The sequence below is a fragment of the Legionella sp. km535 genome, from assembly GCF_003990085.1.
Taxonomy (GTDB): Bacteria; Pseudomonadota; Gammaproteobacteria; order Legionellales; family Legionellaceae; genus Legionella; species Legionella moravica.
Genome location: NZ_RZGU01000012.1, coordinates 1 through 26,314, shown reverse-complemented (window position 1 = coordinate 26,314; position 26,314 = coordinate 1). Strand labels below are relative to the sequence as shown.

Here is a 26,314-nt window from a genome sequence, read left to right as displayed (position 1 = left end):
ATTCCTTATTTTACAACCCCAAAGGATTCCACTTGAACATTGACTGGAATTTCATTCATCGCCAGTACCGTTAAATGAGGAATTACTCTTTGAGTTAATTGTTTTAAATGCCGTCTTAATTGCGATGAGCAAAGCAGGATGGGGCGTTTACGCTCACCTAGCATCTGCTCTACCTGATTTGCCAATGAGGTAATCAGACGTTCAGTTAAGCCGGGTTCCAATGAAAAATATTCTTTATTGAGGATGTTTTGATTGAGTTTTTGTTCCAGGCTGGACTCCAGCGTCAGCACATGCAAACTCTCTTGATTAACAAGCAACTTTTGACAAATGGGTACGGCCAAACCTGAGCGCACCAATTCAGTCAGTTGAACGGGATCAGGTATTTTTTTGGCATGCTCTAAAAGAAGTTCCAGTATTTGAGTTAAATAACGAATAGATACTTTTTCTTTAAGCAGGTTTTGCAGGATGCGTTGAACATGGCCCAAGGGTAAAAGAGAGGGGATGAGTTCATCACTAAGAGCTTTAACTCCTGGTTGAACTAATAATTGCTCTGTTTCTTCTCGAGTTAATAGTTCAGCAATGTGAGTATTGATGGTTTCATTGAGATGGGTTGTCAATACCATAAGCGGTTCACATAAGGTGAATCCGTTATCCAGGGCGTCTTGCTTGTTTCGAGGATCAATCCAAATGGCCGGGAGACCATAGCTGGGATCGCGTACTTCAATTCCTGAAGGTAATTGATCGGTCTTGGTGCGTGTTGAAACAATGGCTAAGGTTTTATCCAGATGCAGAGGATTTGTTCCGTCGTTATTGCCCTGGATGCAAATGGAATATAAGGGAAATCCAAGTTTTTTATCTGTTTTGATTTTAACTTCAGGAATAACAAAACCCAAATCAAAAGCAATTCGCTCTCTGATGACTTGAATGGATTCGAGCAGGTGGTTCTCATAGTGAATTAATTGGCTATACAGTTCTTTATTAAGATTGATTTCAACAGGATGGATGCGAATTTTTTCATAGAGATTCTCTTCTGCCTCTACATTGTTCTCCTCTTTTTTTGCTTTAAGGGCAAACCAGGTGCTCCCGGCAAACAGGCTTAAAATGAACATCACAGGAACAGCTGGTATTCCTTTTACAAACAAAAGGCCGGTTAAACTCAAACACACCATAATTAAACTTTTGGGATAGGAACCGATTTGTTTCGCAACTTCACTACCTAATTGAGCATCTGTAGCGGCACGAGTGACGATAATTCCTGTTGCTGTTGAAATAATCAGCGCTGGAATTTGAGTTACAAGCCCATCACCCACAGTCAGAAGTGTGTAGGTTTGAATTGATTCAGAAAAACTCAATCCCCGCTGAATAAGACCTATGGCAAATCCGCCAATGATGTCTACAAGAATAATCAGGATTCCTGCTATGGCATCGCCTTTGACAAATTTACTCGCTCCATCCATAGCACCATAAAAGTTAGCTTCCTTTTCGATTTGTGATCGACGGCTTTTTGCTTCGCTCTGCGAAATACTGCCCATATTCAAATCAGCATCGATGCTCATTTGTTTTCCAGGCATGCTGTCTAAGGTAAATCGCGCAGCTACTTCTGCAACACGCTGAGCGCCATTTGTGACGACGATAAATTGGACGATGATGAGGATTAAGAAAACAACCAAACCCATTACGTAATTGCCATGAATTACATAATGACCCATGGCTTGAATGACTTTTCCGGCATCACCATCTGATAAAATCAGGCGAGTAGCTGAAATATTGAGTGCCAACCGAAATAGGGTCGATATGAGTAAAAGAGCTGGAAATGTTGAAAAGCTTAATGGTTTATCGGTGTAAAATGTCAATAATAAAATGGTTAGTGCCCAACTGAAATTGACAATAAGGAGAAGATCCAATAATGCTGCAGGAATAGGGATGAACAGGATGAATAAAATTCCTGTAGCCAAAGCTATCATGATCAGTTCACTGCTGCTATTTAAAAAATTTGATTTACTGGTCATGTGTACCTCCCAACGCATAGATCTCTCTGAAGATATTGGCTACTGAGGGATATAAATCTCTGGAAATCCACTGATTCAGCTCTACAGTTTGGAACAACAGACGAGCCAGGGCTTTGTTTTCGATTGTGGGTACGTTGTACTTTTTTGCCAGTTTTTTTACTTCCCTGACCATCTCTCCTTGTGCCTTACAAACTACTTTGGGCGCAGGCATGGAGCCTCGCTCATATTGAAGCGCAATAGCGATATGGGTGGGATTGGTTATCACAACATCAGCATTTTTTACTTCTTTTAATGAGGCTGTTTTTTGACGCAGTTGCTGTTGTAACTGTCGTATCTTGTTTTTGATTTTAGGATCGCCTTCCCTTTGTTTGTATTCATCTTTGATTTCTTGCTTGCTCATCCGATTGTCTTTTTTGAATTTCCAACGGGTAAAAAAGGCGTCAAACAGAGCAATGATTAATAGCAGTATGAGTAATTGCACACTGAGTTTTAACAAAAATCCCATCATTAATTCAGGATCCTGAGAGGGTTTGCTGATTATTAAGTGGAGGATATTGGTTAATTGAGCCTTGATAATTAAAAAAAGAAGAAGGAAGGCCAATCCTAATTTGATGGAGTTCTTTATTGCGTCAACAGCTGTTTTGATTGAGAACAACCTTTTGAAGCCTTGGATCAGATTGAGACGTTTAAAATCCGGGGTTAAGGGGACGGTAGACCAGATGATACCTGTCTGAGCCAGGGTGCACAGGATAATGGTTAATCCGCTTGCCAAAGCAAAAGGCAACCATAAGCTTAGCAGTTGAGACAATATGAACTGCTGAAGATGCATGATGTTGTCAGAATTGAATTGCAGGTGCGTTGCAAAATGAAGTATATGTCGAAGCATGGATTTAATTTCATATAATTGCTTTGGCCATAAGGCACTGATCATGCCAATCATGACAAGCAGAGCAGTACACGTCGTTAATTCAATACTTTTGCTGGCCTGTCCTTTTTCCTTGGCCTTTTGTAATTTGTAAGGTGTGGGTTTTTCGGTTTTTTCACTCATGACATGATGTCCTGCCAGGTTTGAAAACATCGTTCAAACACCATATTCGAAATAGGGTACATACTGCCGAGCATCATGGACAGCAAGAATAAACCGAGACAAATCTTAAGAGGCAGGATCAGGAAATAGCTGCTTATTTGGGGTATGTTTCGGGTGAGCAGTCCGCCAAACAGATCCAGCGCCAATAAAGCCAGGATAATTGGGCTGGCTATCATAAAGCCCACAGTAAACATAAAGCCAAATTGTTTGATAATGGGGGTGAAACCTGCAAATAGAGCAATGGCTCCAGGTGGAATGATAATAAAGGAGTATGACAATCCTTTAAACAGCCATAGATGACCATCGAGACCGAAGAAGAATAACACTGCCAGCATGGTTAATAATCGACTGGATAAAGGTTCCTGGCTGTGTTCAGCTGGATTAAATATCGCGAGCGAGTTGAGACCGGTCTCGTTATCTATTAATTGCCCCGCGATTTGAAATACGGCAAAAGCTGCAAATAGTCCCGTTGCGAGTATTAGTCCATTGGCGAATTCAGCAATGCCACCCAATAAAATGTGCAGGTTATCGAGCGGTACATGTGCTGACAGGCTACAGCTTACTAGGGCACTGCAAGCAAATACAAAGAGCAGTCTGACTTTTAACGGAAGTTGATGTATTGCCTGAACAGGGGCAAACAATAAGACGGTGCCAAGACGAATCGTGATGAACATGAGTTGGATTAACCAGGCTGTAGAGATTGTCATGACTTGATTATTCCCGGTATGCTGATAAAAATTCCCTGGGCAAACTCAATCAGAGTATGCAACATCCATTCTCCGCAGAGCATGAGCATCAGTACTACCGCTAATATTTTGGGTATAAAGCTTAAAGTAGAGTCCTGGATTTGTGTGACAACTTGAAGAATTGAAATGATTAAACCACTAATCAGGGCAACGAAAATGATGGGTGCTGCTATAAGCAGTGTATGCCAAAGTAATTGTTTGCTTAAATAAATAGCCAGATCGTTAGACATAATCCGTTTTCCATAGTTTCTAACTTGCAGTCATCCAGCCTGATTGGGTGAGTTGAACCCGTCAAGCCTACTTTTTTTTCCATAGTGGTGTTAAAACGCACGTCGCGAATTAAAGCAAATTTAAAAATGTTAAACAACCCTAAGAGATAAAAAAATTCTGTTAATGGTTATTCAATTACTCATGTTGTGTATCAAATTTAAACTTTGTAGCATGTTAAAACATTTGATTCATTAGAACGAACTGAATTTAACGATTGGATTTTTTAGCTAGTGCTGATCCTGTTCCTGGAAGGTAGTCCAGTTTTTTTTCTCTGAGACTTTGTCTTATCCCGACCTGCATTTATGCCCATATTGGGATGCTATGTGGGTTAGACGAGTTCAATATGGACAAAATATCATCTATATGATATTCTTTGCTACTTTTCGTTTTTTTATTACGGTTTAGTTATGCCACGCTCAAATACAAAATTATCCAAAAGAACTCAAAAAACCCCTAAAAAATTTGCTGAATTCCAGCTTTCGTTAAAGAGTGACAAGTACGAGGTCAAAACTAAAGCGATACAGTCAGGGAAAAGGAAGGCCTCATCTCAACTGGAGGGGGTAACGCTGTTTTCTTCTCCTAAAAAAATAAAAGCTATCGAAATCAAATCAGGTACAAGGGCTGATATAAAATCCTCAAGAATACAACATATTTTGAATACCGTGGGAATTGATAACATGGATGTGGATGAATATATTCCTTCTTCAGTGGATTTATCAGGTTCCGTTGCAGTGAGGGTTGTTGATTTGCTTAAAGATATGGGTGGGCGAGGTCTTTTTGCCACTACCGATATTGATAAAGGTACTCGTATTGGCTTCTACATGGGTGAAGAGTATGCCAGTACCGCTGAATTTGAACGTTATTTAAATACGCATCCCGATGCAGATAACAGCTATGCCATGAATATAGGACGTCGAATTATTGATGCAGCAAGGAAAGGTAATTTTACTCGATATATTAATTTTTCTGATAGTCAGGATAACGTTGAGTTTAGGGAAACCGTGAGTAAAGGTGTAAAAGTAGTTGAGGTTGTTGCAATAAAAGACATTCGTGAGGGGCAACAAATATTAGTAAATTATAATACCTATAATGAAAATGCATCCAAAATCTATTATTTTCTTAATCCGGGTGATGGGTGGCTTTCTGCTTGTGAATTCTATGAGCAAAATAAGGCATGTTATGATTTATGGACTGCACCTGATGATTGCGAAGCATTCCAGTTTAAAAAAGATGATCTGTTTGCTATCAACCAGATCGCTGCGGCCGTATTGGCTAATCAGCCACTCAGACGTCTTCAAGAGATGAATCGATACGAAGTCGATTTGCCAATACTCAAAGTGAATCCATCTCATCAAATTGTCGATTTTAAAGAAAGTGATACCTTTACTTCTTTAATGATGGCATGCTATTTGGGGCAGTCAGAGAATGTGAACTGGTTAATACGCCATGGAGCAAACGTTGATCAACAGCAGAATCATTCGGGTAATTGCCCATTGTTTTTTGCCTTGTCAGGATATAGTTCGGAACATGCGAACAAAAATAATCATTTAAAAATAATGATTTCATTAATCAAAAATAACGCAATTTTATGGGTGCATGACCGGGCTGATAAAACATTTTTACATAAGGCTATTGAAACACTTTCAACCAAAGACTTTAAAAAAGTATTGAATACCATCAAGAGTTGCAGTGGCTCTCACTTTAACGAATTATACGATTATATAGAAGACCATGATTTGGATGTTGTTTTGTATGCTCTGAAAATTAAACAACTGGATAAAGTACAACTTTTATTGGAAGCGCATCCTGAATTTTTTATTCCTTACAGAAGCCGTGGAACATCTCGCAAACCAAGGCAGTTAGAGTTATTTCAAATGGTGATACAGGATTATGACAAGGATGAATTAACATCTCTGTATGAAATGCTTGGAGAAGATGGGCTGAATTTACCTCAAGATCTTTTGAATCGTTTAATTAGCAGCGATAAACGCCCTGGCTTCTATTCTTTTCGATAGATAACAGGACCCGATTTAATGCATTTGGTGGGTCGTGTAGGGATCGAACCTACGACCAAGAGATTAAGAGTTATATTTGATTAACATTTGACAATAAGACTTAATAAGTAACAAATAATTAATCAAGAAGATACCTTAGAAAAGTTGCTCCTGTCTAATGTTTAATATCGCTTCTTTTTATTTCAGAGTGCCCCACCACTTCCCTATAGAAACTAATGTCATCCGTTGGTTTTACACGATCAAATAATGAAGTGGGGAAACTATAAATTAGAAAAAGCCAAAAGCTTCTCAAAAGAGGGGATTGTCAATGCAGATAGTATGGATTGTACCTTTATGGGGTGGTCTGAGAGAGGCGAGTAAAATATTTCCACCCCAAATTTAAATCAGATCGTATTTGCATAAAATGTGAATGTATGAGAGTTTATTTCTCCTTTAAATGAACTTCAAAATTTCGCATATTATGATTTCTCTATAATAGATTGAATTTAAAGAGTTTTCTGATTTGTTTTTGTTCTAGGAAATGAAATGAGTTAATTATTTAGAATCTTAGTATACATTGTTTCTAACCAACTCCACGCCTCATCAATATCAAATGCCCTGCCCCCATAATTAAGAGCACGTAATTCTTGTGACAAATAGTGATCGTGCTTTTCAATATTGGTATTAGCTACTGTGTTAGCTAGTGCGCTCGTGGATAGTTTTTTTTCTTTTAGTATTTTAGCAATAGTTTCTTTTAATTCGCTTATTGGACACTTAGCTATTTCTATAACACCACCAGAAAATCCAACTGTTAGATTTTGATTTCGAAGTAGAACTGAAATGGTATTTACTGTTCGATCACCTTTCCATGGAAATAAAAAGGTTGTGCTTCCATCCTGTATAACATCTTGCCCATCTAATTTCATAGTGTGAAAAAAATCTACGCCTTCTTCAAATAGTCTTACTCCATTTGAATTCAAGTAAACTGGCAGTTCTTTTGTCGTGTAAATTCGATACATTTCTTCTCTAACAATGGCATGCACCATTTGTCCACCTCCATGGAAGAGAGGAGATTTTCCACCGAGAGATGGTTTCAGTGTAATTAATTTCTTTTCAACGTTTATATCAAGTATTTTCCAGCGTTTACCTGCAAAAATGATGAGTTGTCCCTCAAACAACTTATCATCTAGTGGTATTGTCCCTAACGCTCTTCCATCACATTCCAATCGGTACTCTTGAGTTGTGTTAAATGCAGTATAAAAAGAATAGTGTTCAATAAGCTGCTCTCCTTTGGAGCCTAAAATAATTTCACCTTCTTGAGTTTGAGAAATAAGCTGTTCCTTTCCTAAATCTTTTAGTAACTTTTCATAAGTGGTGGGGTCAACAAGATGAAATGGTCCATTTTTACAAAGTAATGCCCAAAGTTGATTTGCACGTACACCGCCATATTGTCCAATCACTGATATTGTTTGCTGAATCAAAGTAGATAAATGGTATTGTTGCTTCTCGGGTGGTTCATACCATTTTTTAAGTAACAAATTAATCATAGAAATTGTTTGAATTGTTTCTAACCTTAATTTATCAATTAGATGAGTATTGGCTGATATTTCATTTTCTAATAGAAACACTCTAAGTACTGCTGGATCTTCTCTTCGTCCTGATCTACCTAGACGTTGACGTAAGCTAGCAACGGAGTTTGGAGCAGTAATTTGGGCAATAGAGTCTACAGTTCCAATATCAATTCCTAGCTCAAGGGTCATAGTACAAATTGCAGTGGTAGGAAATTGGGCATCTTGCAGCCTTTTTTCCAAATTTTCTCGAATATCTTTGGAGAGATTTCCATGATGTGGAAAAAATTCGTTAGGAACACCATTTTTATTACAACGATCAGTTAAATTAGCTGTAATTTCTTCTGTGAGGCCACGACTATTAGCAAAAACCAGGTTAGATTTGCCTCGAAGAATTTTATAAAGATCTTCAGTAAGTAAATCAAATGCAGACCGGCTATTTTCTTTAAAATAAGCTGGATATAAGTAACCTCTTAATTGAATTTTTAAATCGGCTCTGGATGTCGATGATTCAATAATTTTACAAGGAAAATTTTGTTGGGGGCGTAAATACTTTGCAACTTGTTGCATATCTCCGAGTGTAGCACTGAGTGCGATTCTTGGAACTAAACGTTGAGATAAAAATTCTAGCCTATGCATCAGTGAAAGAAGTTGTATGCCTCTTTCTGTGCCAATGAAAGAATGAAACTCATCAATAATAATATGATTTAAATTAGAAAATGCTTTTACGCACCAACCAGAATGATGAAGCACAAGGGACTCTAGTGATTCTGGAGTAATTAAAAGAATACCTTCGGGGTTTTTCCGCAAATTATTTTTTTTTGATTCAAGGGCATCACCATGCCATGAGGTTATAGATATACCAAGTAGTTCTCCGAGTGATTCTAATCGGCGATGTTGATCGTTAATTAAGGCCTTTAAAGGACTTATATACAAGATCCCAATACCTTGTGACAAGTTTTCAACTAATCGAGAACATGCGGGGAGAAAAGCAGCTTCTGTCTTACCAGACGCAGTACTGGCGCTAATGACAATATCGCAACTCCTATTTAATACAAAAGGGATAGCTTGTTCCTGAATATCTCGAAGGGCTGTCCAATTTTGTTTCCAGATCCATTGTTGTATCTTTTGATCTAATAGAGCAAACCCTTGGGAATTACTCATAATAATCCTTATAGATTAAATGTAGCTAATCCATCATCTTCATCTTGAATTTCAATGTGGGGCATATCTGAATTATTTTCTTTTGTAATGGTTACTTGGGTAATTAACTGTTCCCATTTAATTTCAGGATTTTGTTCTAATACAGATAATAACTCTATGAATGCTTTAATTGTGTTACGTGGTGTTTTGAAATATGCATCGCCGATAGTTTTGGAGCAATGGGCTAAAAAAGCCGATAAAGCTTCATCTGGAACAAGATATTTTTGAGGGTTTTCTCCAGCATAAATATGACGCAAGTTACGCAATAATATATACAATTCTTCTGGAGCAAGATTTGTCAGGTTTAATGAAGTTGCTGAGTAATCAATTACACCAGCTTGATTAGCAAAAGAATTGGTAGCTAGTCTGGAGTGTAGTGCTTCGTAGCTATATAGACCCTTGCGTGGATCATAAAGAAAGTCGGGTGTTCCTCCTAATAAAAAACCAATATACTCAGCACTTCCTTGCAGACAATCATTCAATATGCGTAATATTTGTTCGTAATTAGAAAGTCGAGCTTTTTGACTAGCTAGCTTATAGAGGTTAACCATTTCATCTATATTAATTAGAAGTCCTGTATAGCCAGATTGTCTTACAAATAGACTCATAAGTTTCAAATAATCATAAACGTTAGCATCATCTACAATTGACCTAACTCCTAAAGCGAGGCGGGCATCTGTCTTTGTAGTAAACTCTCCTCGTAGCCAGCGAATAGCATCTAATTTCAATTGCTCATTATCTTCGTTATATCCACGCCAGTAGGCTGCAATTACATTTGCGAAATCATAGCCACCAACCATCTCTGTCAGATGAACTAAACGATCTTTTATTATTTGTTCTACACTCTTATTAGTTTGTTCCGATTGTTTACGAGCTTCTGTAATAAATTTTTCTACCACGCTACTAAGAGCATTACCTTCTGGTTTTGTTCGTGTAGATATATTTCTCATTAACTCTGCAAATAGATTTCTTGCATGCCCTCCAGTAGAGTGTAATCTTCGATCAGGTGAAAGATCTGCGTGAATTGTAACTAATCCTTTTTCAAGCGCTATCGTGCGGATTAATTGCAGGAAAAAAGTTTTACCCGATCCGAACTCTCCGATAATAAGACGAAAAGTCGATCCACCTTGAGTAATTCGTTCAATATCTTGTATTAAAGCAGTAACTTCTTTTGCTCTTCCAACTTGAATATGCTGTAATCCTGTGCGAGGTGTTACTCCTGCTCGTAAGGATTGAATTATGGCATCACGTTCTCTTGGGCGAAGCGAAGGCCTATCTTCTTTGTACATTGAGTATCTCCTCAGCAAGATTAATATCAACATAGATGACTTCACCATCTTCAAGTAGAGGGGCATTGGTGAGGTTAAAAGCCCATTCATTAAGAACTTCCATGGCTCCATCTGTCATTAATCCTAGTTTTTGGCAGGCATCATGAACTTCGATTTTATTCCAGTTTTCTTTAACTATTAATTGATTAAAAAGTGACTGATGATTGTGATCCAGTAATAGTAAGGGTGTATTTTTAATGGCATCGGTTGGGGGTGGACCTTGATAAAAAGACAAATCTTCTCGTTCAGTAAAAATTTCTTCTAAAATTCCTTTAACCTGTTTTGTTTCTTCCTCGCGTATTTTGACTAAATTTTCATTTAAAGAAAAAGTATCATGGAGTGTTTCATTAATTTGAGCAGAGGGTATTTGATAATTTACTTCTTTTTCACGAAATCCTACTGTAACTGGCTCAATTGCAGTAGTTAGTTGATGTATGTCGTTAGATACAAGTTTTTTATCTAATCCTAGGGTGGTATATAATTTTTCAAGTTGTTTTATTTCTTCAGATTCTATATGGCCATCTGCAAGTGCAACAGAAATTAAAATACCACTAATTGCTTGCTTCTCATATGTATTGGCAAATTCTAATTTTTTCTGAAGACCTGCGGTATTTTGAGGAGTTCTAAGGCACCAATATAGAAATATCATAAGAGATATTCTCTCAATGCTACTTAATTGATTATTTTCACGAATAATTTTTTGCAGGGTATTTTCTTCTTTTGAAGAAATCCCTTCACCAACTTGGGCTACAATAGAACCAAGTCTTATGATTGTGCCAATTATGTGAAATTCCCTCGAAGGAGTGAAGTCTTGTCCGTGCCCACCTGCAAAAATAATGATTTTGCTACTTTCATTAAAACTAATATTGTAAAATCGAGAATCAGGTATTATGCCAAATCCTAAACCTTCAAGAACTATAGCTAGGCTCTCAGTATCTTTCATGCTCATCTTGTCAGGTTTTTTTTCTCCAAAAATTTCATAAATTGTATTTATAGAAATGAGCTCTATTTTTCCTTTGCTCATATCAATAAGTTTGTTTTGAATTTGCATTAAGGGGGGAATTTGGCTTATAACAATATTGGGCAACAATGCTAAAGCATTAACCGAGAGTGGATTGATGTTTTTTCGACTTAAAAATCTACTATATTGTTCTAACTCATTTGTACATTCCTCAATTAATTCATATATGCTTTTCGCTGGCGTGGTTAGAATAAAAGGATTCGGAAGGTTTATTTGTTCAAATCTGAGCAATCGTAAAGAAGGATTAGCTGCGCGATATTCCAAAATTAGTCGTGTTTTGTTGGGAGCTATTGTTAATCCATCCCCAAATTTTTCTCGATATTTATAGCAAAATAAAGTTAGAAATTCTTTGGGGCAACGTCGAGCAGGGGTTTTAATACTGAAATCTGGATGTAAAATTAACCACTGAAGTGCAATCTCTGCTGGAATTGGCTTTCCTGAAGCAACATATTGCGCAAGTAGAAATTGAAAAGCATGCAAGCAATACCGATCGTTGAAATCGATATAACTTGGGGGTGGCTTATCTCTATGATAGAGAATCCACTCTGTTGCTAGGAAATTATTAGCATAGCCTTTGAAAGAGCGATTCTTGCCATAAATTGTTAAGAGACGTTTGACTTCATCAATTATGTGATTTCGCTCCAAATCATCAAGTTTATATTTTTGACCATCTATGAATATGCGGCGCTCAAGGCCATAGAAGAATAAAAATACATACCCTATATTGGCCTCTGGTTCTGAACGATTTGTGACAAGCCAGTTAAGATATGCTCCCCGGCACTGTTCGGGTATTTGAGAATAACGTGGCCAATACCCTAATAACTCTCCATGCTCCCAAGATTTTGCAGGAAAAACGCCTAGTTTTGGGTTTATCAGGCTGGCATCATTCTCATACTCATCTATATCAAGAAGCACCTCTCCAACATAAATTAAACCATCTCTAATGTTAATATTGTTAAAGGTTATATCTTCTTTAAAACCATACCACTTAGCTGGTTTTCCTGACGGACGAGTTTGTAATATTTCGAATTGAAATTCGGTTAAATTCTCCTTAGAGTATGTTTTTTTACCTGTAGCAGTCTGATTTTTATAAAAAATATAGATAATGAAACATATTAATATACCAAATAACAATTCCATAAGTTCTCTCAAATGATCGTCCACTAGGGTTAGTTATAGTTTAGTTTATCTATAACTGTATCGACTAAAAAATTAAAAACTTAACTAAAATTTATACTTTCATGGAGTATTCTAAACCGAGTAAGTGTCGTTGAGAGAGGGGATGCGCTTATCATCTAATCTTGTGCATCCTAGATATTGATAAGGCATATGCTATGCTTTAGTTAAGGATGTTTAGCCTTTGAACTATTCTATGAGAGTTACCTTATACAGAGACGATTATGAGTCCATTTCACAAATAGTCAGAGAGCAACTCAGGCAATTAATGCCAGACAATGAGTTTGCTCAAACTGAATATCTACTGTTTGGCCCGGAATTCATGGCTGAGCCTTTGCGCATTTCTACACCATCAACTCATTTTGATTTTGATCCAGTGCATAAAGGGTATATTGATATTCTCAAAGATGAAATTAAATCGAGTGATGAAAGCCCTGAAAATAAAGAATTAAAAAAACAACAACTTGAAAGTATTATTCTTTTCGGTCAAATTCTGTTTTCTCAATCAGCCAGTCTTCATTTTTTAAATCAATCAACGGTAGAAATTCCTTCCGACGAGGAGGATTCTATTACGCCTAAAATTGAACGATTAAGAGAATTGGTGCAAAAAGAAGGCATTCAGACAGAGTCATCGAAGCTGGAGGCTTTAACAAGAAGGAAAGCATTTAATGATGAGTTGAGTGAGCTTAAACGCACCATCAAAGAGTCCTCGTTGCAGGAAGAGAGTAAAGCGAAATTACTGGATAATTTGGCAAAAACCAAGGATTTTTATTATCAAGCGAATGATTTTAATTTTAAATATGCTAATAAACCATCGAGAAGTTATTCCAACTTTGTAAATAATTGTGAGCGTATTGGATCAAAAATCGCTTTAACTGCATCACTTATAGCAATTGGAGCAACTGCGCTTTCTTTAATCCCACCCTTGGCTCCGGTGATGGTCCCTATAGCTCTGGGGGCAAGTGCTATATCAATGGCAATTGGCCTACCATTGGCGCTGAAAAAGGTCGGCACAATGATTTATAATATGATTCGATTTGGGGCTGCTCCAACTCCGGCTGAAATAATCACCACTCTTTTATTGGGCACCAGTATGCTTATGGCTGGAGTGAGTGGAGTTATAGGGCAAGCTGTTAATTCAGGCGTTTTATCGAAAACAGCGCTCCTGATAACTAAAGCAGTAACTGCTATAGATAACCTGGCAAAAGCTACAGTGGGCATTGCCGGGCAATTTGTTGGCGAAAAGAAATCGAATAAAGTCGATTTGTATCATTCAGAGCTGGCTCAACTTAATTCTGAAAATGACACTTCAGAACTTAATGAGCAAGGCGCTCTGGATGCTTTAGATCCATTAACGGCTGAAGTTGCTGATGATAATCAATCAAGTACAGTCAGTTTGCACGAGCCAGAGCTGGCTCAACTTAATTCTGAAAATGACAGTTCAGAATTCAATGAGCAAGCCGATCCGGATACTTTAGAGCCACTGACAGCTGAAGTTACTGCTGATAATCAATCGAGTACAGTCAGTGCGCTCAAGTCAGAGCTGGCTCGACTGAAAAGTGAAACGCATCCAGAACTCAAGGATCAACATACTCGGGAAGCTGCAAAATCTCCAGAGGTTTTAGATACTGAAGAAGCATCAGATACTGACGAGGTTGAACCTCAATTTGCATCCAGACTCTAAAGTAAACCGATACGTTAATTGTGACAGGGCGAGAATCCATACATCCATTGAGCACAATGCTGCATTGCTCAAAAGATCTTCGCTATAGTCATTTTGATTAAACTTCGTACTTCAATAATGAACAAAAGCCCTTCTATCCAGAGACAAGTATTGATTTATTTTTGAATTCGCCTGTCTTTCTTTGCTTCCAATCATTGATTGGATCTGCAGTAGTTTTAACCATAGAGAAAAATTAATGATTGAAGTTTTTAAGATAAATAGGTACTGTAATAAAGTAAGACATTTTGCCAAAAATAATCAAGAATTGGTAAGTCTTTTATGCTAATTCCTGATTGAAGCAATTGAGTCTTTTTAAGGATACAGGACTCTTATGCTCATAGTACTCTTATGAGACATAATGGCGATTCAAGGAGAGAGCAATGATGGGACGATTTACGATTGGTCGAATGGCTTTAAAAAGGACAAACCCTGATAATTCTTCAACTATTCCTGCAAAATCTCTAAATTACTCACCGACAAATCATCCCTCCACGATCATACCCAAGACGAAAGAAACGATTAAAATAGAGAGCGATAATACCCTTGATGCAAATAATCATCACACTAAAAATCCTGGTTCCAAAGGTTTTAGCCAGTTAAAATCTGAAGAACATAAACTGTTTTATCACAGAAAACGAGTGCGCTCCAGTTACAGTGACAATTACAGTGCCGCACTTGCATTGCCTTATTCCAGTTTTGAATTGGAAAAAAGGCAGAATGATCGAAATGCCTTGTTGGTCTTGTCACGAGACAGCATTATCGAACACGCTAATCGTCGGGTTGATCTCTTTTTTTATACTTTAATTGCCTATTATCGAACAGGTATCATCCCAACAATTGGTCACACCAGTCTGCAGCATGGAAGAGGGCGGACTGTACTCAAAGAGGGGAGAGATTTCAATTTAACTCAGGCTTGCCATAGTAGTTTTACACCATCATTAGTCGATGAAACCATTTACCAGACTAATCCACTTGGAGGAAAAAATAAAAGCTTGCTTTCAGGAACACATTTAATGGATAGTCTGAACTCAACAGTAGAATTACCTCCTTTCGTTAATAAACTGGATGATGTTCTCGAGAGTATGTGCAGGCAAAAATCGTTGGAACTGATAGCTAAAACCTCGCTCGGTTCGCTGAATCCAATTATTGGTTTGACTGTTTTTCTTAAAATGATGAGAAGAGCTTTGACGGAGCTGAAACAGTCTGCATCCCGGCAAGCACGGTCAGCATTAGTACACCATTCTTTGTCAGGACAAAACCATATCAATCCCCAATTGATCAATCTGGTGATAAGAGGAACGTTGCATACTACTTATTCGCCTGAAACAGAGTCCGTGTCTGATGAGTACATTCAATTGTTACTTAGGTTGAAGCCTGAAGAAAAAGCACTATGTTTACGAGATAAGGAGACCAGGATAACCCTATATCTCGATAAAATTGCCGATTTGCAGAAAGAAATTCTGGAGGCCAAGAGTGAATATTCCAATTCAGCATCCTAAGCCTCCAGGCCGAGACTCAGTTACAGATGAGGTGTGCTGTCGACATCCAAACTGTCAACGCGTTCTGGTTGGTTTTTGGTGGAAATCATCATCAATGTATGAGTATTGGGCTTTCTTGATATAAAACAAAGGCAAAAAACACCCATACTAAAAATCAGAAGATATAATAAATCCCAATATATGGGGATTTGATGCGTGCCTCCATAATTTCCATAATGTGAAAACAGCCCTAAACCCACGAGATAAAGCAAAAGCCAGATTGCGTGGCGAAAATCCAGTTCATGTGTTGATTTTTTTAAAACGCGTGAATAAAAAAGATAAAAAAACAAACAAAGGGAGGTTAGTGCCAATAGTTTTTGAATACTGCCCACACCAGACCAATACACTCCAACAGTACAAATATAAAAACCGGCTATTCCAATTAATCCACTGAATCTAAGGCGAAAGGGCCTTGGGTAAGACGGTAATTGTTGACGTAAACAAACCAGACTGATAGGACCAACAGCGTAACTAATCATGAGTACTGCTACTAGAAAAGCAGAGATTTCCTGCCAGCCATGCAGTAAAAAAGACATGACGGCTGCGAGGAGGAAATTGATAATCAGGCTTACCCAGGGAACCTGGTACTTATTGATTTTGGAAGTAATCGAGGGCGCTGCCCCGGTAGTTCCCATGCTGGCTAGCATATGTGCTGCGGTGGTGCTGTATACTAGCCCGGTTGAAAATGGTGATAAAAACGCATCAAAATAAAGTAAAACACTTAGCCATGTTAATCCTGCAAGAGTTACCAAAGCTGCGAAAGGTCCTGCATCGCCAACAAAAGATAGCTTTCCCCAACCCTGGGTAAGAGTCTGTCCATCCAAACTGCCAATAAATGCCCACTGTAAACCAGTATAAAGTAAGGTGGTTAGCACGATGGATGCGAAAATAACCAGCGGAACGTACTTTCCAGGTTGATCTATTTCTCCCATCATAATAATGATTTGTCGAAACCCTAAAAGAGAGAAGAGAACCCCACCACTTGACATTGCTGCCATCACACCTTCCCAACCATAGGGCATGAACCCTCCATATTGAGTAAAATTTTCAGCGTGATAGTTTGTATAGACCAACGCTATTATAGTAATAGAGGGGATGAATAGTTTCCAGAATGTAAAGCCTGCATTTATGCGGGCAAATACGTTAAGACCAAAATAATTAAAGAAAACGAAACACAGTAACAACACGATATTAATCAGGGATCCAACGGGTGTATTGTGGTAATGAGTGCCAAAGGGAATAACCAGGCCAGGTATGTAATTGCTGGCATATTGGACTAATCCTTGTGTTTCGATAACAGGAATTATGGCAAGGGAAATCCATCCCAGACCACTTATCATGACGCTGGTTAATCTTCCGTGAGTATAAAGGGGAAGGCTCGCAAGTGCATCAGACTGAGGGAACATGGTACCAATTTCAGCATAGGATAAAGAAAGAATTAGCAGTAAAAAACCTGCAATTGGCCAAGCAAAAATCGCAGCAGGCCCAGCAAACTGTGCGGAGTATAAGGTACCGAACAACCATCCGGAACCGATAATACTGGTAAAGGATATCCATAATAAACCTAAAGGACTGAGTCTTTTGTTCATATAAGTGTTCTTGTTTCTTAGTTGGTTCATGTCTTGATAAATTCAGTCTAGCATTCCCTTCTTGAATGAAAAACCCCTATCTTTTTATTAAGAGAAGTCAAGTCGACATGTTCTAAATAAAATTGGATAACTCTATATGCTGAATTCGGTTTTGATATAAAAAACTTTTCAAATGAATGATTTGTGTTTCAATTCAGCCTATACTTTGGTTAATGACGTCTAAAAGGTAACTGCATAGGTTATCACTCAAATGAATAATTTAAACAGTGAGCAAATGGAAGTTAGCAAGCAGGATCTGTTTAACTACTACGGGGATTTTTTTCTGTTGCCATTAGTTTGGTTTGCTGATGCTTTTTACATATATGAGTATTCGCAATTTGATTTCTTTGTATTCTTAAGTTTTTTTATCGGATTTTTAGTTTATGGGGGAGTGCTTGAATATGGATTTCATCGATTCATATACCACGGACGACTTAAGAGCATTAAGAGGATGCATTTAATTCATCATAAATTTCCTCAAGCCTATGTTTCTTCTCCTCCCTATGTGACTGCAATTTTGTTATTCATTTTTCATTTAATCTTTTTGTATTTATTAGGATATCAATTAGGTTGTGCATTTGTAGGAGGAATAGCTTTTGGCTATTTTTGGTATATTACCATTCATCATATGATCCATCATGTGGATAGCGATCGATCTGTGATTTTAAATCATTACAAAAAAGAACATCAGATTCATCATGAGCATGCAAAGCAAAATTACTGTGTGAGTCAACCTTTCTGGAATAGTCTTTATCGATTATTTTGATTGTATTGATAATTGGTCCTCCCTCCTTCATGCCTTGGCTTGTCTCTGAATCATATAGACATCTTCGAAATATAAGCTCAGTTTTAATCTCTGGAATCCGCGATCAAATCAACCGAAAACCGAAGTGTACCATTAGCCCCCAAATCAAATTCCCTTGGCATTAACCGAGGAGTCGCTGCTCTAAAAATGGATCCCGCGGTCTTTGCCGCGGGAATTCGGTACATGTTTATTTAACTAGGGTAATTGATTGATGTTGAGACCGAGTTCATCAAATGTTCTCGTATTGTTAACCTGGATTTTGGGAGCCAGGCCTCAGAAAAGCAAAGTGCAGCATTATCTCCCATCTCAACCAAATTCCCGCGGCTATGACCTCGGGATCCATGGCGGAGGCACTATCGCCCATTACCTACTGCTGTGTCTGCTACTGAAGCGGGGTCTTTATGTTGGTGATGAGATCGACGATGCTTTCTCTGCCCTCCATGCAGTCCAAATTTGCTAATATGAGTAGCGTGTTTTATATCTGTTTCTTCAGCCCCGTCATGTTTTGGTTTTGATGACGCTGGTTGAGAAGATTTTTGTGCTGGAATTGCTTGCTCTATACGTTTTATTTCATTCCCTTGTCTTTTTAATAGATCTTGATATTGTTGATGGATGTGAGCAAATTGTTCCTGGGCGAGAAGTAATTCATGATTCCTGTTCTCAATTCGTTGCGTTACATCTTCAAAACTTTTTTCTCTGTTCGTTACAAACTCATTTAATTTGGATTGAAAGAGCTGCCTTTCTTCTTCGCTTTTTATTGATTGATCGGCATAAGTTTCAACGACTCTTTGTAAGGATAAAGCAACTGTATTAATATTTTGCAATTGTTGCCCCATTTCAAGCTGTACTTGTTTTAACTCCAATGTTTTTTGACTTAACTCCTGTTGATTCTTTTCAAAAGCCTGAGCCACTTCTGCTAATTCTGTTTTAATTTCCTCATGCCTCCTGGTTTTTTCCTCTAGGCTGAGCTTGAGCTCCTGATCGGTTTGCTCCAGGCTCTGTTGTATGGCTCTTAGTTCTTGTTCTGTTACCTTGAGTTTCTCCGCTTGACTCCTCAGATCTGCGACCTTGGCTGATAAATCAGTAATGGCCAGGCTTAGTCGTTCATTTTCCTTTTGCAATTTCCCTATTTCACCGGCTAATTGAAGACCCAGGTGATCTATGGTCTCGATGACATTGACCAAAGAGTCAGCCAAACCTTTCATGCTGTCTTTCAAAAGATCGGTAATTTGTTCATCACGCTGGTAATGATTATCTAAAATAATACTGCTTGGTATAAACGCAATAAGGGTCAAGGCGCTGATAGTGATAAGCATATAGATTTGTAGTGCAATACCTAAAATCAGAGTCGGAGCGATCAGAACAGTACCCAAGCCAATTTTTTGCCAGAGAGGCACTTTTCCCCAGATAAGCGCTGCTCGTGTCAGCATGCTTTGATTTTTTGCCATATTATCGATTATTGAATTAATCAGGTTTTTAATTTCGGCAACATTGGTATGATTTTTTTCCAACTCCTTTAGCGATTTGTTTATTTTTTCAACATCTATGATGGCAGATGATTGCTCAAAAATGTCTTCTATTTTTGAATGAGATTCCTGGGTATCGCGTATCGTGTCATCAGATGAATTAATGATTTCGGCTTCATTATTGGACGGGGCGGCATTAAGAGTAGAATCCAATTCTAGATCAACGTTTTTATCATTACTAACCGGAGTGTCTGTCATATTCGCTATCCTTATATTATATAGTGACCACGTGGAATCGCAGTCAAATCCTGGACTGGTTAATACTTTTGATTCTATCGGATAAATTTAAGGCAGTCATTGTTTTATTTAGTCGAATGATTCTTTTTAATTACTCCTTGATTTCATTGATTTTTTGCGTGAATCAAAACATCTTGTGAACTCAAGGAGCCGGATTAAGTCGCTTAAGACTCTGTTACTTTTGATTGGTTTAACAATCGATTGGTATAGGCAATAGCTAAAGCAGAAATGATTAAGGTAATATGGATTAGCACTTGCCACATTACTGAAAAATTACCAAGTTTGGTCGGATCAATAAATGTCCGTAATAAATGAATGGATGAGATACCTATCAGAGACAGGGCTAATTTAATTTTCATTGCTCCAGCATCGAGATGATCCAGCCATTCGGGTTGATCAGGATGAGAGTCGAGTTGCAGATGTGATACAAAGGTTTCATATCCTCCCATAACCACCATAATCAGGAGGTTTGCTATCATTACTACATCTATCAAATCCAGGACACCCAGCATGATTTGAGTGTCATCAAAACCATTTAGATGAATAATTAATTCAAATAGCTCGCCTATAAACCGATAAACATAAGCAGCTAATATAAGAATAAGGCCAAAATATAGGGGAAGTTGCAACCATCTTCCCATGAAAATCAAATTACTGATACCGCGTTTAATATTATTCATACTTACCTGATGAAATCCTGATGCAAACTCATTTTATGAATAGTAATCCTTCCTGTAACTTTTGTTAATACCTTAGTCCTATGTGATACCAACAAAGGACAGTTTATGTGCTGAATTTGCACCAGCAGTCAGTTAAGTCAAGGAAAACCAGAGCAAAATTAAATTTTAGACAGTGTAAATAATGCGTAAAGAACGTATTGATTAAGTTTTTCTTAATTTTGAGTGACCAAATATGATCTAAAATGAAGTTATATTAAACATTTCATGCGCTGATGGGCAGAGGATGAATCATGACTAAAATAGTTTTTTGTTTTGCTGGAACTGGTGATCCAGGCGATGGCTACGCGAGTGGCGTAGAATCGACTACTCCATTTGATCCCAATGTTATACGCGTCTACATGCGAGGTTGCCAGCATGAGAATGTAGGTAACGGGTTTCTAAATCCTGATCTGGATATCGTCTCGAACTCAATAAGACAAGCGTTTGATAAAGAAAATCAAACTATAGATCTCGACAAATTGAATGCCTTGATTGGGGATGGTATTTGTCGTATAGAAGGCCCAACTTACGATAGGAATCCTAAAATTACCGATATTGGCTTACAAGGATTTAGTCGAGGTGCTGTCACGACCTTTGCTGCGGCAAAAAAACTCGATGATCTGAATATACCGATGGACATTATTGCCAATCAGCCGGTTCCAGGACAAATTGCTGAATTTGTGCCAGGCTCTCTTTATTCTAAAAATCATGATTTGACCAAGTGTAAGAATATTCGCTCCGCTACTACTTTTTTGGCCTCCCATAATTTGGAAAATGGAGTTGTTCATAATACTTTTTTCCAACAAATGGTGGCAAAATTTCCTGCAACCACCCAATCCACTACTTTTATAGTACCCCATCAATCTCATCTGGAGTGGTTCTCAAGTTCAATTGTTGATACACACATATGCAATCAATTCCATAAAGCCGGCTATTCAAACGTATCCAGACATTATAGACTCGAAGATTTGAAAGAGTATTATCGCCGAGCTGATAATTATTTTACACCCAAAGAGTTTTCTCAAAAGGTTTTTGGTCTTGATTTGGCAACTGTTCCCAAAGATCCTGTGTATTTGGAAATGATTCAGCAATTCGCAAAGGGGTTGTTAAATGAACCTGATGCACAATTATCAGATGAGCAAGCAAGTGCTGTTGTAGCTATTTATAAAGTCGATACGTTGACTGATGATCAAAAAAGAGAACAGATCAATTTAGTGCGTCAGGATAGTGACGCAGGAAAAAAATTCACTCAAATTGTTAATAAGACTCATGATGTCATTGAGTATTTATCCCATGTTACTAGAGGGGAGGGGTATCAGCGCTCCGAAAAATCTCAATTGATACACCATCATTCACAGGATTATAGAAAGGAACTCTTTACTAAAAGCTTCGATTATTTGAGTAACCCCAAACCAACCGATGACGATAAAAAATCGTTTCTGGTGGGTGTTAATAACGCAGAAAAAGAGTTTGCTGATAAAGCTCTGAATATTGATAGAGGCACTATGCGTAAAGCAATGAAAATCATTGCGAACACAATACTGCATGTAACCGGATTATTTTTGATTGCCAATACTATTAATCTGGCTAAGACAGGTGATTGGTTTTTCTTTAATAAAACCCGTTCAGCAAACGTTGTGAGTGCGGCTTCGAGTGAGATAAAGTCATTGGCCAGTTCAGTACAAAGCACTGCTGGGAAAAGTCAGGATTTCAAAGCCAAACATCAGAGCACTGTAAAGGATGCTGAAAAACCAGAGGATCAACCTGAACAACAAGTAAAAATCAAATAATTGATGACCTACTTTAGGTTCTGTGGATGCACTTTATTTTTTCTTACTTTTATCAACAGATACCCTATCGCCAGCAGAGCGATAATTAATCCAACCGAAACCAATGGCCTGGTAGCAAACCAGGCTATAGCCGTTGCGATGATCCAAAGACTCAATCCACAGATAAAAGCGATAAAGCCGATACCAAAACCAACGATACTGCCCAGGAATGGCAGAATATCCGCCAGAACAACCAGCGGGTTGAGGATCAAGGAAAAGCCACCGATTAGCATGATGAAACTTACCAGACGCAAAATCCAGGCTATCATTTTATTTTGGGATTGGGCTTCTTCAATCATCTGATCGGATGAGTGCTGTCCTGTTGTAAGAAGAAATACTGATTCACCCGCAGGAGCTTGATAAGCCTGGAGCGTATTTCCGCTTTGTTGGGCTATAATACTGACCGTTTGTGGATATACAGCAGTCAGATTGATACGGATATCACCCGGTTGAGGGTTATCAGAATTTTCCCCTAAATACAATTCGTTATTGAGCTGCTGAACAGGTTTATTATAATGTGATTTTAGGGACTCTTTATTGACCTTGGCTAAATCAACCGGTTCATTTATATTAATCTGGTGGACCAATTCTTCCGGTAGGATGAAATCTCCCAAAGTAACAGATTTGGCATACTTCTTGAACGATTGGAAGGGCATGGATTCAGGATTTTGATGCCCTTGAGGGTTTTTAAATTGCGCGCTGTTAATTAGATTACTTGACCATATTTTATTATATGAATAGGTTTTTGTTTGTTGTTCTGAGCCACCCATTTGGGATTCAGTTTTAGTTTCGGTTTTTTCTTCCCATTGATACATCTCTACTTGTCGATTGAGGTTGATCGCGTTAACAGTTACATCCAGTAATGTATCCTTCAATTGATCCTGGGTCGTTGCTAAACCACTTAAATAGACTACTTTCATATTATTTTGACTGTTAATCGGTGCTTCAGGTACTGAAATGAGGATTTTATTAGCTTGTTCCAGGGATTGGGCTGTGTGTAAACTATGTCGCTCATTCCAGAAAATAAGCACGATAGCGCCAATAATTAGCCCTATTCCAAGCAAAATTCCTACAAAAGCATCCTTAATTCGACTCCACCAGGAGCGAGTTGTGATTTCTTCAGTCATGCGGACCAACTCCTTTTTAAGAAAATCCTTCTTTCATTATTTTTAATGATAGTGCTACTTTAAGGAAAAAGTTATTGCCGAAGTTAATTTTCTATTCAATTGTATTTCGTTTCAAATGGAGTACGTTATACTTAATCTAAATATTCCACGCTAAGGATTTTGTGTGACTGCTTCATTACATCAATATTCTTCCTTACCTGAATTAATAGAGTTGGGTGAAGAAGGCCTAAAAGGAGTTTTTGAAGAAATCACTAATGGAATAACTGTAACTAATGAACGTTCGCAGATTCTTTATGTTAATCGCGCTTTTACCTCCATAACTGGATATGAAGCTCATGAGGTACTAGGAAATAATCCCGGAATGTTTCACTCTGGTCGGCATGATAAACAGTTTTATCAGGATATGTGGGGCGCTTTAAACAAATACGGTCGTTGGCAGGGGGAGATCTGGAATCGGCGTAAGTCGGGTACCGTAGTTCCTGAACTTTTAACGATCACTAAGATAGTGAATTCAAAAAAACACATTTTTTACATAGGTATCTTTTCTGATATTTCATTTCTTGTTCAAGAAAATGAAATGAAAATAAATCTTGCTCTGCACGATCCATTAACCAAATTATGCAATCGTGCTTTATTAGAAGACCGATTTCATACTATTCAAAATGACTACAAACGTCGCAGTACCGAAGTACGTTTTAAAAATAAACAAGTGGCATTGTTGTTTATTGATTTGGATTATTTTAAAGAGATCAATGATACGCATGGTCACTTAATTGGTGATTCGGTTTTAATCTTTGTTGCTCAGATCTTAAAAAAATGTGCTCGAAGTAATGATACCGTTGCACGTATTGGTGGTGATGAGTTTGTCGTTATTTTGTCCGATATCACTAAAAATGATTATGTAGAAGGATATTGTACGAGAGTACAACAAGAACTTGAGAGTGGAATAATCATTAAGAAAGAGCTTTTTATTCCTAAACTGAGCATTGGCGTCAGTTTGTTTCCAACTGAAGCAACACGATTTGATAAACTCATCGCTTATGCCGATAAAGCGATGTATCATTCAAAAAAAACAGGCAAATATTTAACATTTTATTCTGAGTTGCTCTAATAAACTGGTTGCATTTGAAGCGGCATGACGTGCTACAATACATCATTAATAATAAATGAAATCAGTGACTTGATTCGATATATTATGCCTTCTCTTAATACACTATTAAAAACTTGTTCCAACAAAAATGAAAAACTTGATTTTATATCTGAGGTTTTTGAACGGATTAAGTTGAAAGTTGATGAAGTACTTATTTTTGGTGCGTGTAATAGTGAGGTTGCCATAAGAGCACGAACCAGGTATTTCGAACAAAAGGAATTAGCAACGCGTAATCATTTTTTCACATCCCATTCTGAAAATACTGGGTTAAAAGCTATCCCCTTGATCGTGTCGCATTATCCAATATTTGAGACTCCGCCACAATCCATGACAACATCCCCAGAGCAATATTATGAGGCATTATTGAAGACAGGGTACCTTTATGGAACAGGAACATGTGAGATTTTTTCTATAGTTGGCGCTTATTTTATGGCTTTGGAATTTGATTTGGAGTTGTCAGTAGAAACATTATATTCTGATAGCAGTCATACCTACATTAGAGTTCATACCGATCCTGAATTTGTTATAGATTTCTGGGGGCCAATGTTTTGTGTTTATGAAGATACTGTTTCCTGGAACGAGTTTTTTGGACAGGATCTGATGCGGGATGAAAAAGCTACAATCAAAACTGAGGTTGCATTTAGCAGTGAGCAACTAATTGACTTGGGAAACAAGATTTTTACTCCGGATCATTTAGCGCAACGGTTACTCATTCATCAAGAAATTGAAGAAAAAGCTCAGTCTCAAAGCAGCTCAATTTTGACTGTGTGAATCTTAATCGATTCTTTGCGCTTTTAAATTCAAAAGAATGCATTATGATAAGAATGCATTATAATGAACAAATAAATGTTTTAAATTTGCAGTACTTATTAAAAAATGCAGAAATACTAAAAAACGCTTGACAGTTTTGAGGTAGCTCTTTAAACTGCGAACCTTATTTTGGGGCTATAGCTCAGCTGGGAGAGCGCTTGCATGGCATGCAAGAGGTCGGCGGTTCGATCCCGCCTAGCTCCACCATCAACATCCTGGTATGTTGATGGTAAAATAGTTCAGGGTCCCCATCGTCTAGAGGCCTAGGACACTGCCCTTTCACGGCGGTAACAGGGGTTCGAATCCCCTTGGGGACGCCATTATTTGGTGTTGTGTAGTTGTTAGTAGTATAGTTATAATATAAGTTCCAGGTCCCCATCGTCTAGAGGCCTAGGACACTGCCCTTTCACGGCGGTAACAGGGGTTCGAATCCCCTTGGGGACGCCATTTTAACCAAGTGTTTTAATGGTTAAAATGACACCATACAATCACGCATTCAATCTATTAAGCAAATCATTAACCGGGTCTTTCCCAATTACTGGGGAACTCAGACCTAACAGCACAGCCCCCTAACACGAGTTCTTTAATCTTCAAAGTTATGAAAGCCATAAGCTCTTCTTGTTATTAACTTCATCTTTCTATGAAACCCTGCGGTAATCCCATTAGACTTGATAAAAAAAAGCCTGTCATGCCCGCGCATGCGCACTACTGTCCGGTTTAAGTTTTAGTCTCCAGTAGAAGTGGCACTTCTGGAGACATAGGCTTTTTATCTAAATAGAAGGCATTAACTGGCACCGGTTTTTCTAAATTGCATTTGATC

The 26,314-nt window shown here is 38.0% G+C and carries 18 protein-coding genes, 3 tRNA genes and 1 pseudogene; 10 read left to right on the top strand and 12 right to left on the bottom strand.

Features of this window, described 5'->3' with window-relative positions:
• Positions 1–5 precede the first annotated feature (5 nt).
• From ELY21_RS08335 to fliQ, 4 genes are read right to left on the bottom strand one after another with little or no spacing between them, the layout of a single operon-like run.
• Positions 6–2,009, bottom strand: coding sequence for a flagellar biosynthesis protein FlhA (locus ELY21_RS08335; RefSeq protein WP_127108623.1), 2,004 nt, complete (start codon positions 2,007–2,009; stop codon positions 6–8).
• Complete coding sequence (locus ELY21_RS08330) at positions 1,999–3,057, bottom strand: flagellar biosynthesis protein FlhB (RefSeq protein ID WP_158618532.1); 1,059 nt, start codon at positions 3,055–3,057, stop codon at positions 1,999–2,001. Before ELY21_RS08330 ends, ELY21_RS08335 begins: the two co-directional genes overlap by 11 nt.
• The gene (locus ELY21_RS08325; RefSeq protein WP_127108619.1) at positions 3,054–3,803 is read right to left on the bottom strand and encodes a flagellar biosynthetic protein FliR; all 750 of its coding nucleotides are present in this window, start codon (positions 3,801–3,803) and stop codon (positions 3,054–3,056) included. Before ELY21_RS08325 ends, ELY21_RS08330 begins: the two co-directional genes overlap by 4 nt.
• Complete coding sequence (gene fliQ / locus ELY21_RS08320) at positions 3,800–4,072, bottom strand: flagellar biosynthesis protein FliQ (RefSeq protein ID WP_028383862.1); 273 nt, start codon at positions 4,070–4,072, stop codon at positions 3,800–3,802. Before fliQ ends, ELY21_RS08325 begins: the two co-directional genes overlap by 4 nt.
• A gap of 447 nt (positions 4,073–4,519) precedes the next feature.
• Here fliQ and ankI point away from each other — a divergent pair, with 447 nt between their 5' ends.
• The gene (gene ankI / locus ELY21_RS08315; RefSeq protein ID WP_127108617.1) at positions 4,520–6,127 is read left to right on the top strand and encodes a Dot/Icm T4SS effector AnkI/LegAS4; all 1,608 of its coding nucleotides are present in this window, start codon (positions 4,520–4,522) and stop codon (positions 6,125–6,127) included.
• Between the two features lie 530 nt (positions 6,128–6,657).
• On the opposite strand, the gene ELY21_RS08310 is transcribed toward ankI, so the two are convergent.
• From ELY21_RS08310 to ELY21_RS08300, 3 genes are read right to left on the bottom strand one after another with little or no spacing between them, the layout of a single operon-like run.
• The gene (locus tag ELY21_RS08310; RefSeq protein ID WP_127108615.1) at positions 6,658–8,838 is read right to left on the bottom strand and encodes a DEAD/DEAH box helicase; all 2,181 of its coding nucleotides are present in this window, start codon (positions 8,836–8,838) and stop codon (positions 6,658–6,660) included.
• A gap of 8 nt (positions 8,839–8,846) precedes the next feature.
• On the bottom strand, positions 8,847–10,166 hold the full coding sequence (locus ELY21_RS08305) for an ATP-binding protein (RefSeq protein WP_127108613.1): 1,320 nt from the start codon (positions 10,164–10,166) through the stop codon (positions 8,847–8,849).
• A complete protein-coding gene (locus tag ELY21_RS08300; RefSeq protein WP_127108611.1) occupies positions 10,150–12,366 on the bottom strand; it encodes a TerB N-terminal domain-containing protein in 2,217 nt (738 codons plus the stop codon). Before ELY21_RS08300 ends, ELY21_RS08305 begins: the two co-directional genes overlap by 17 nt.
• A gap of 220 nt (positions 12,367–12,586) precedes the next feature.
• On the opposite strand from ELY21_RS08300, the gene ELY21_RS08295 reads away from it, so the two are divergent.
• Positions 12,587–14,086 carry a hypothetical protein gene (locus ELY21_RS08295; RefSeq protein ID WP_158618531.1) on the top strand — a complete coding sequence of 500 codons (1,500 nt, stop codon included), beginning with the start codon at positions 12,587–12,589 and terminating at the stop codon, positions 14,084–14,086.
• Between the two features lie 419 nt (positions 14,087–14,505).
• Complete coding sequence (locus tag ELY21_RS08290) at positions 14,506–15,624, top strand: hypothetical protein (protein ID WP_127108607.1); 1,119 nt, start codon at positions 14,506–14,508, stop codon at positions 15,622–15,624.
• 20 nt (positions 15,625–15,644) lie between these two features.
• Here ELY21_RS08290 and ELY21_RS08285 read toward each other — a convergent pair whose 3' ends face one another.
• Positions 15,645–17,252: an APC family permease gene (locus tag ELY21_RS08285; protein WP_127108605.1), complete on the bottom strand. Its 1,608-nt coding sequence runs from the start codon at positions 17,250–17,252 to the stop codon at positions 15,645–15,647.
• A 250-nt stretch (positions 17,253–17,502) separates the two neighbouring features.
• On the opposite strand from ELY21_RS08285, the gene ELY21_RS08280 reads away from it, so the two are divergent.
• Positions 17,503–18,057, top strand: a complete 555-nt coding sequence (locus ELY21_RS08280) for a sterol desaturase family protein (protein ID WP_127108603.1) — start codon at positions 17,503–17,505, stop codon at positions 18,055–18,057.
• A gap of 392 nt (positions 18,058–18,449) precedes the next feature.
• Here ELY21_RS08280 and ELY21_RS08275 read toward each other — a convergent pair whose 3' ends face one another.
• Together ELY21_RS08275 and ELY21_RS08270 are read right to left on the bottom strand one after the other, a co-directional pair.
• Positions 18,450–19,820: a LegC2/C7 family Dot/Icm T4SS effector gene (locus ELY21_RS08275; protein WP_127108601.1), complete on the bottom strand. Its 1,371-nt coding sequence runs from the start codon at positions 19,818–19,820 to the stop codon at positions 18,450–18,452.
• Positions 19,821–20,023: 203 nt separating this feature from the next.
• Positions 20,024–20,539 carry a TIGR00645 family protein gene (locus tag ELY21_RS08270; protein ID WP_028383859.1) on the bottom strand — a complete coding sequence of 172 codons (516 nt, stop codon included), beginning with the start codon at positions 20,537–20,539 and terminating at the stop codon, positions 20,024–20,026.
• A 290-nt stretch (positions 20,540–20,829) separates the two neighbouring features.
• On the opposite strand from ELY21_RS08270, the gene ELY21_RS08265 reads away from it, so the two are divergent.
• A complete protein-coding gene (locus ELY21_RS08265) occupies positions 20,830–22,368 on the top strand; it encodes a hypothetical protein (RefSeq protein ID WP_127108599.1) in 1,539 nt (512 codons plus the stop codon).
• Between the two features lie 8 nt (positions 22,369–22,376).
• On the opposite strand, the gene ELY21_RS08260 is transcribed toward ELY21_RS08265, so the two are convergent.
• Entirely contained in the window at positions 22,377–23,534 is a 1,158-nt protein-coding gene (locus ELY21_RS08260) for a TMEM43 family protein (protein ID WP_127108597.1), read from the bottom strand.
• Between the two features lie 163 nt (positions 23,535–23,697).
• On the opposite strand from ELY21_RS08260, the gene ELY21_RS08255 reads away from it, so the two are divergent.
• The 5 genes from ELY21_RS08255 (at position 23,698) to ELY21_RS08235 (ending at position 25,941) form a co-directional block, all read left to right on the top strand.
• Positions 23,698–24,645, top strand: a complete 948-nt coding sequence (locus ELY21_RS08255; RefSeq protein ID WP_127108595.1) for a diguanylate cyclase domain-containing protein — start codon at positions 23,698–23,700, stop codon at positions 24,643–24,645.
• Between the two features lie 24 nt (positions 24,646–24,669).
• Positions 24,670–25,455 carry a hypothetical protein gene (locus ELY21_RS08250; RefSeq protein ID WP_127108593.1) on the top strand — a complete coding sequence of 262 codons (786 nt, stop codon included), beginning with the start codon at positions 24,670–24,672 and terminating at the stop codon, positions 25,453–25,455.
• 170 nt (positions 25,456–25,625) lie between these two features.
• A tRNA-Ala gene (locus ELY21_RS08245) sits at positions 25,626–25,701 on the top strand.
• A gap of 37 nt (positions 25,702–25,738) precedes the next feature.
• Positions 25,739–25,814: transfer RNA gene (locus tag ELY21_RS08240), tRNA-Glu, on the top strand.
• Positions 25,815–25,865: 51 nt separating this feature from the next.
• Positions 25,866–25,941, top strand: a tRNA-Glu gene (locus ELY21_RS08235).
• Positions 25,942–26,077: 136 nt separating this feature from the next.
• Here ELY21_RS08235 and ELY21_RS08230 read toward each other — a convergent pair.
• A pseudogene (locus tag ELY21_RS08230) lies at positions 26,078–26,170 on the bottom strand (transposase); the annotation flags it as partial.
• Positions 26,171–26,314 lie beyond the last annotated feature (144 nt).

Coding starts and splice junctions, on each gene's coding strand:
- ELY21_RS08260 (WP_127108597.1), bottom strand. CDS start 23,534: ATGACTGAAGAAATCACAACTCGCTCCTGGTGGAGTCGAATTAAGGAT.
- ELY21_RS08250 (WP_127108593.1), top strand. CDS start 24,670: ATGACGTGCTACAATACATCATTAATAATAAATGAAATCAGTGACTTG.
- ELY21_RS08275 (WP_127108601.1), bottom strand. CDS start 19,820: ATGACAGACACTCCGGTTAGTAATGATAAAAACGTTGATCTAGAATTG.
- ELY21_RS08300 (WP_127108611.1), bottom strand. CDS start 12,366: ATGGAATTGTTATTTGGTATATTAATATGTTTCATTATCTATATTTTT.
- ELY21_RS08270 (WP_028383859.1), bottom strand. CDS start 20,539: ATGAATAATATTAAACGCGGTATCAGTAATTTGATTTTCATGGGAAGA.
- ELY21_RS08290 (WP_127108607.1), top strand. CDS start 14,506: ATGATGGGACGATTTACGATTGGTCGAATGGCTTTAAAAAGGACAAAC.
- ELY21_RS08280 (WP_127108603.1), top strand. CDS start 17,503: ATGAATAATTTAAACAGTGAGCAAATGGAAGTTAGCAAGCAGGATCTG.
- ELY21_RS08265 (WP_127108599.1), top strand. CDS start 20,830: ATGACTAAAATAGTTTTTTGTTTTGCTGGAACTGGTGATCCAGGCGAT.
- ELY21_RS08310 (WP_127108615.1), bottom strand. CDS start 8,838: ATGAGTAATTCCCAAGGGTTTGCTCTATTAGATCAAAAGATACAACAA.
- ELY21_RS08335 (WP_127108623.1), bottom strand. CDS start 2,009: ATGACCAGTAAATCAAATTTTTTAAATAGCAGCAGTGAACTGATCATG.
- fliQ (WP_028383862.1), bottom strand. CDS start 4,072: ATGTCTAACGATCTGGCTATTTATTTAAGCAAACAATTACTTTGGCAT.
- ELY21_RS08330 (WP_158618532.1), bottom strand. CDS start 3,057: ATGAGTGAAAAAACCGAAAAACCCACACCTTACAAATTACAAAAGGCC.
- ELY21_RS08305 (WP_127108613.1), bottom strand. CDS start 10,166: ATGTACAAAGAAGATAGGCCTTCGCTTCGCCCAAGAGAACGTGATGCC.
- ELY21_RS08325 (WP_127108619.1), bottom strand. CDS start 3,803: ATGACAATCTCTACAGCCTGGTTAATCCAACTCATGTTCATCACGATT.
- ankI (WP_127108617.1), top strand. CDS start 4,520: ATGCCACGCTCAAATACAAAATTATCCAAAAGAACTCAAAAAACCCCT.
- ELY21_RS08285 (WP_127108605.1), bottom strand. CDS start 17,252: ATGAACAAAAGACTCAGTCCTTTAGGTTTATTATGGATATCCTTTACC.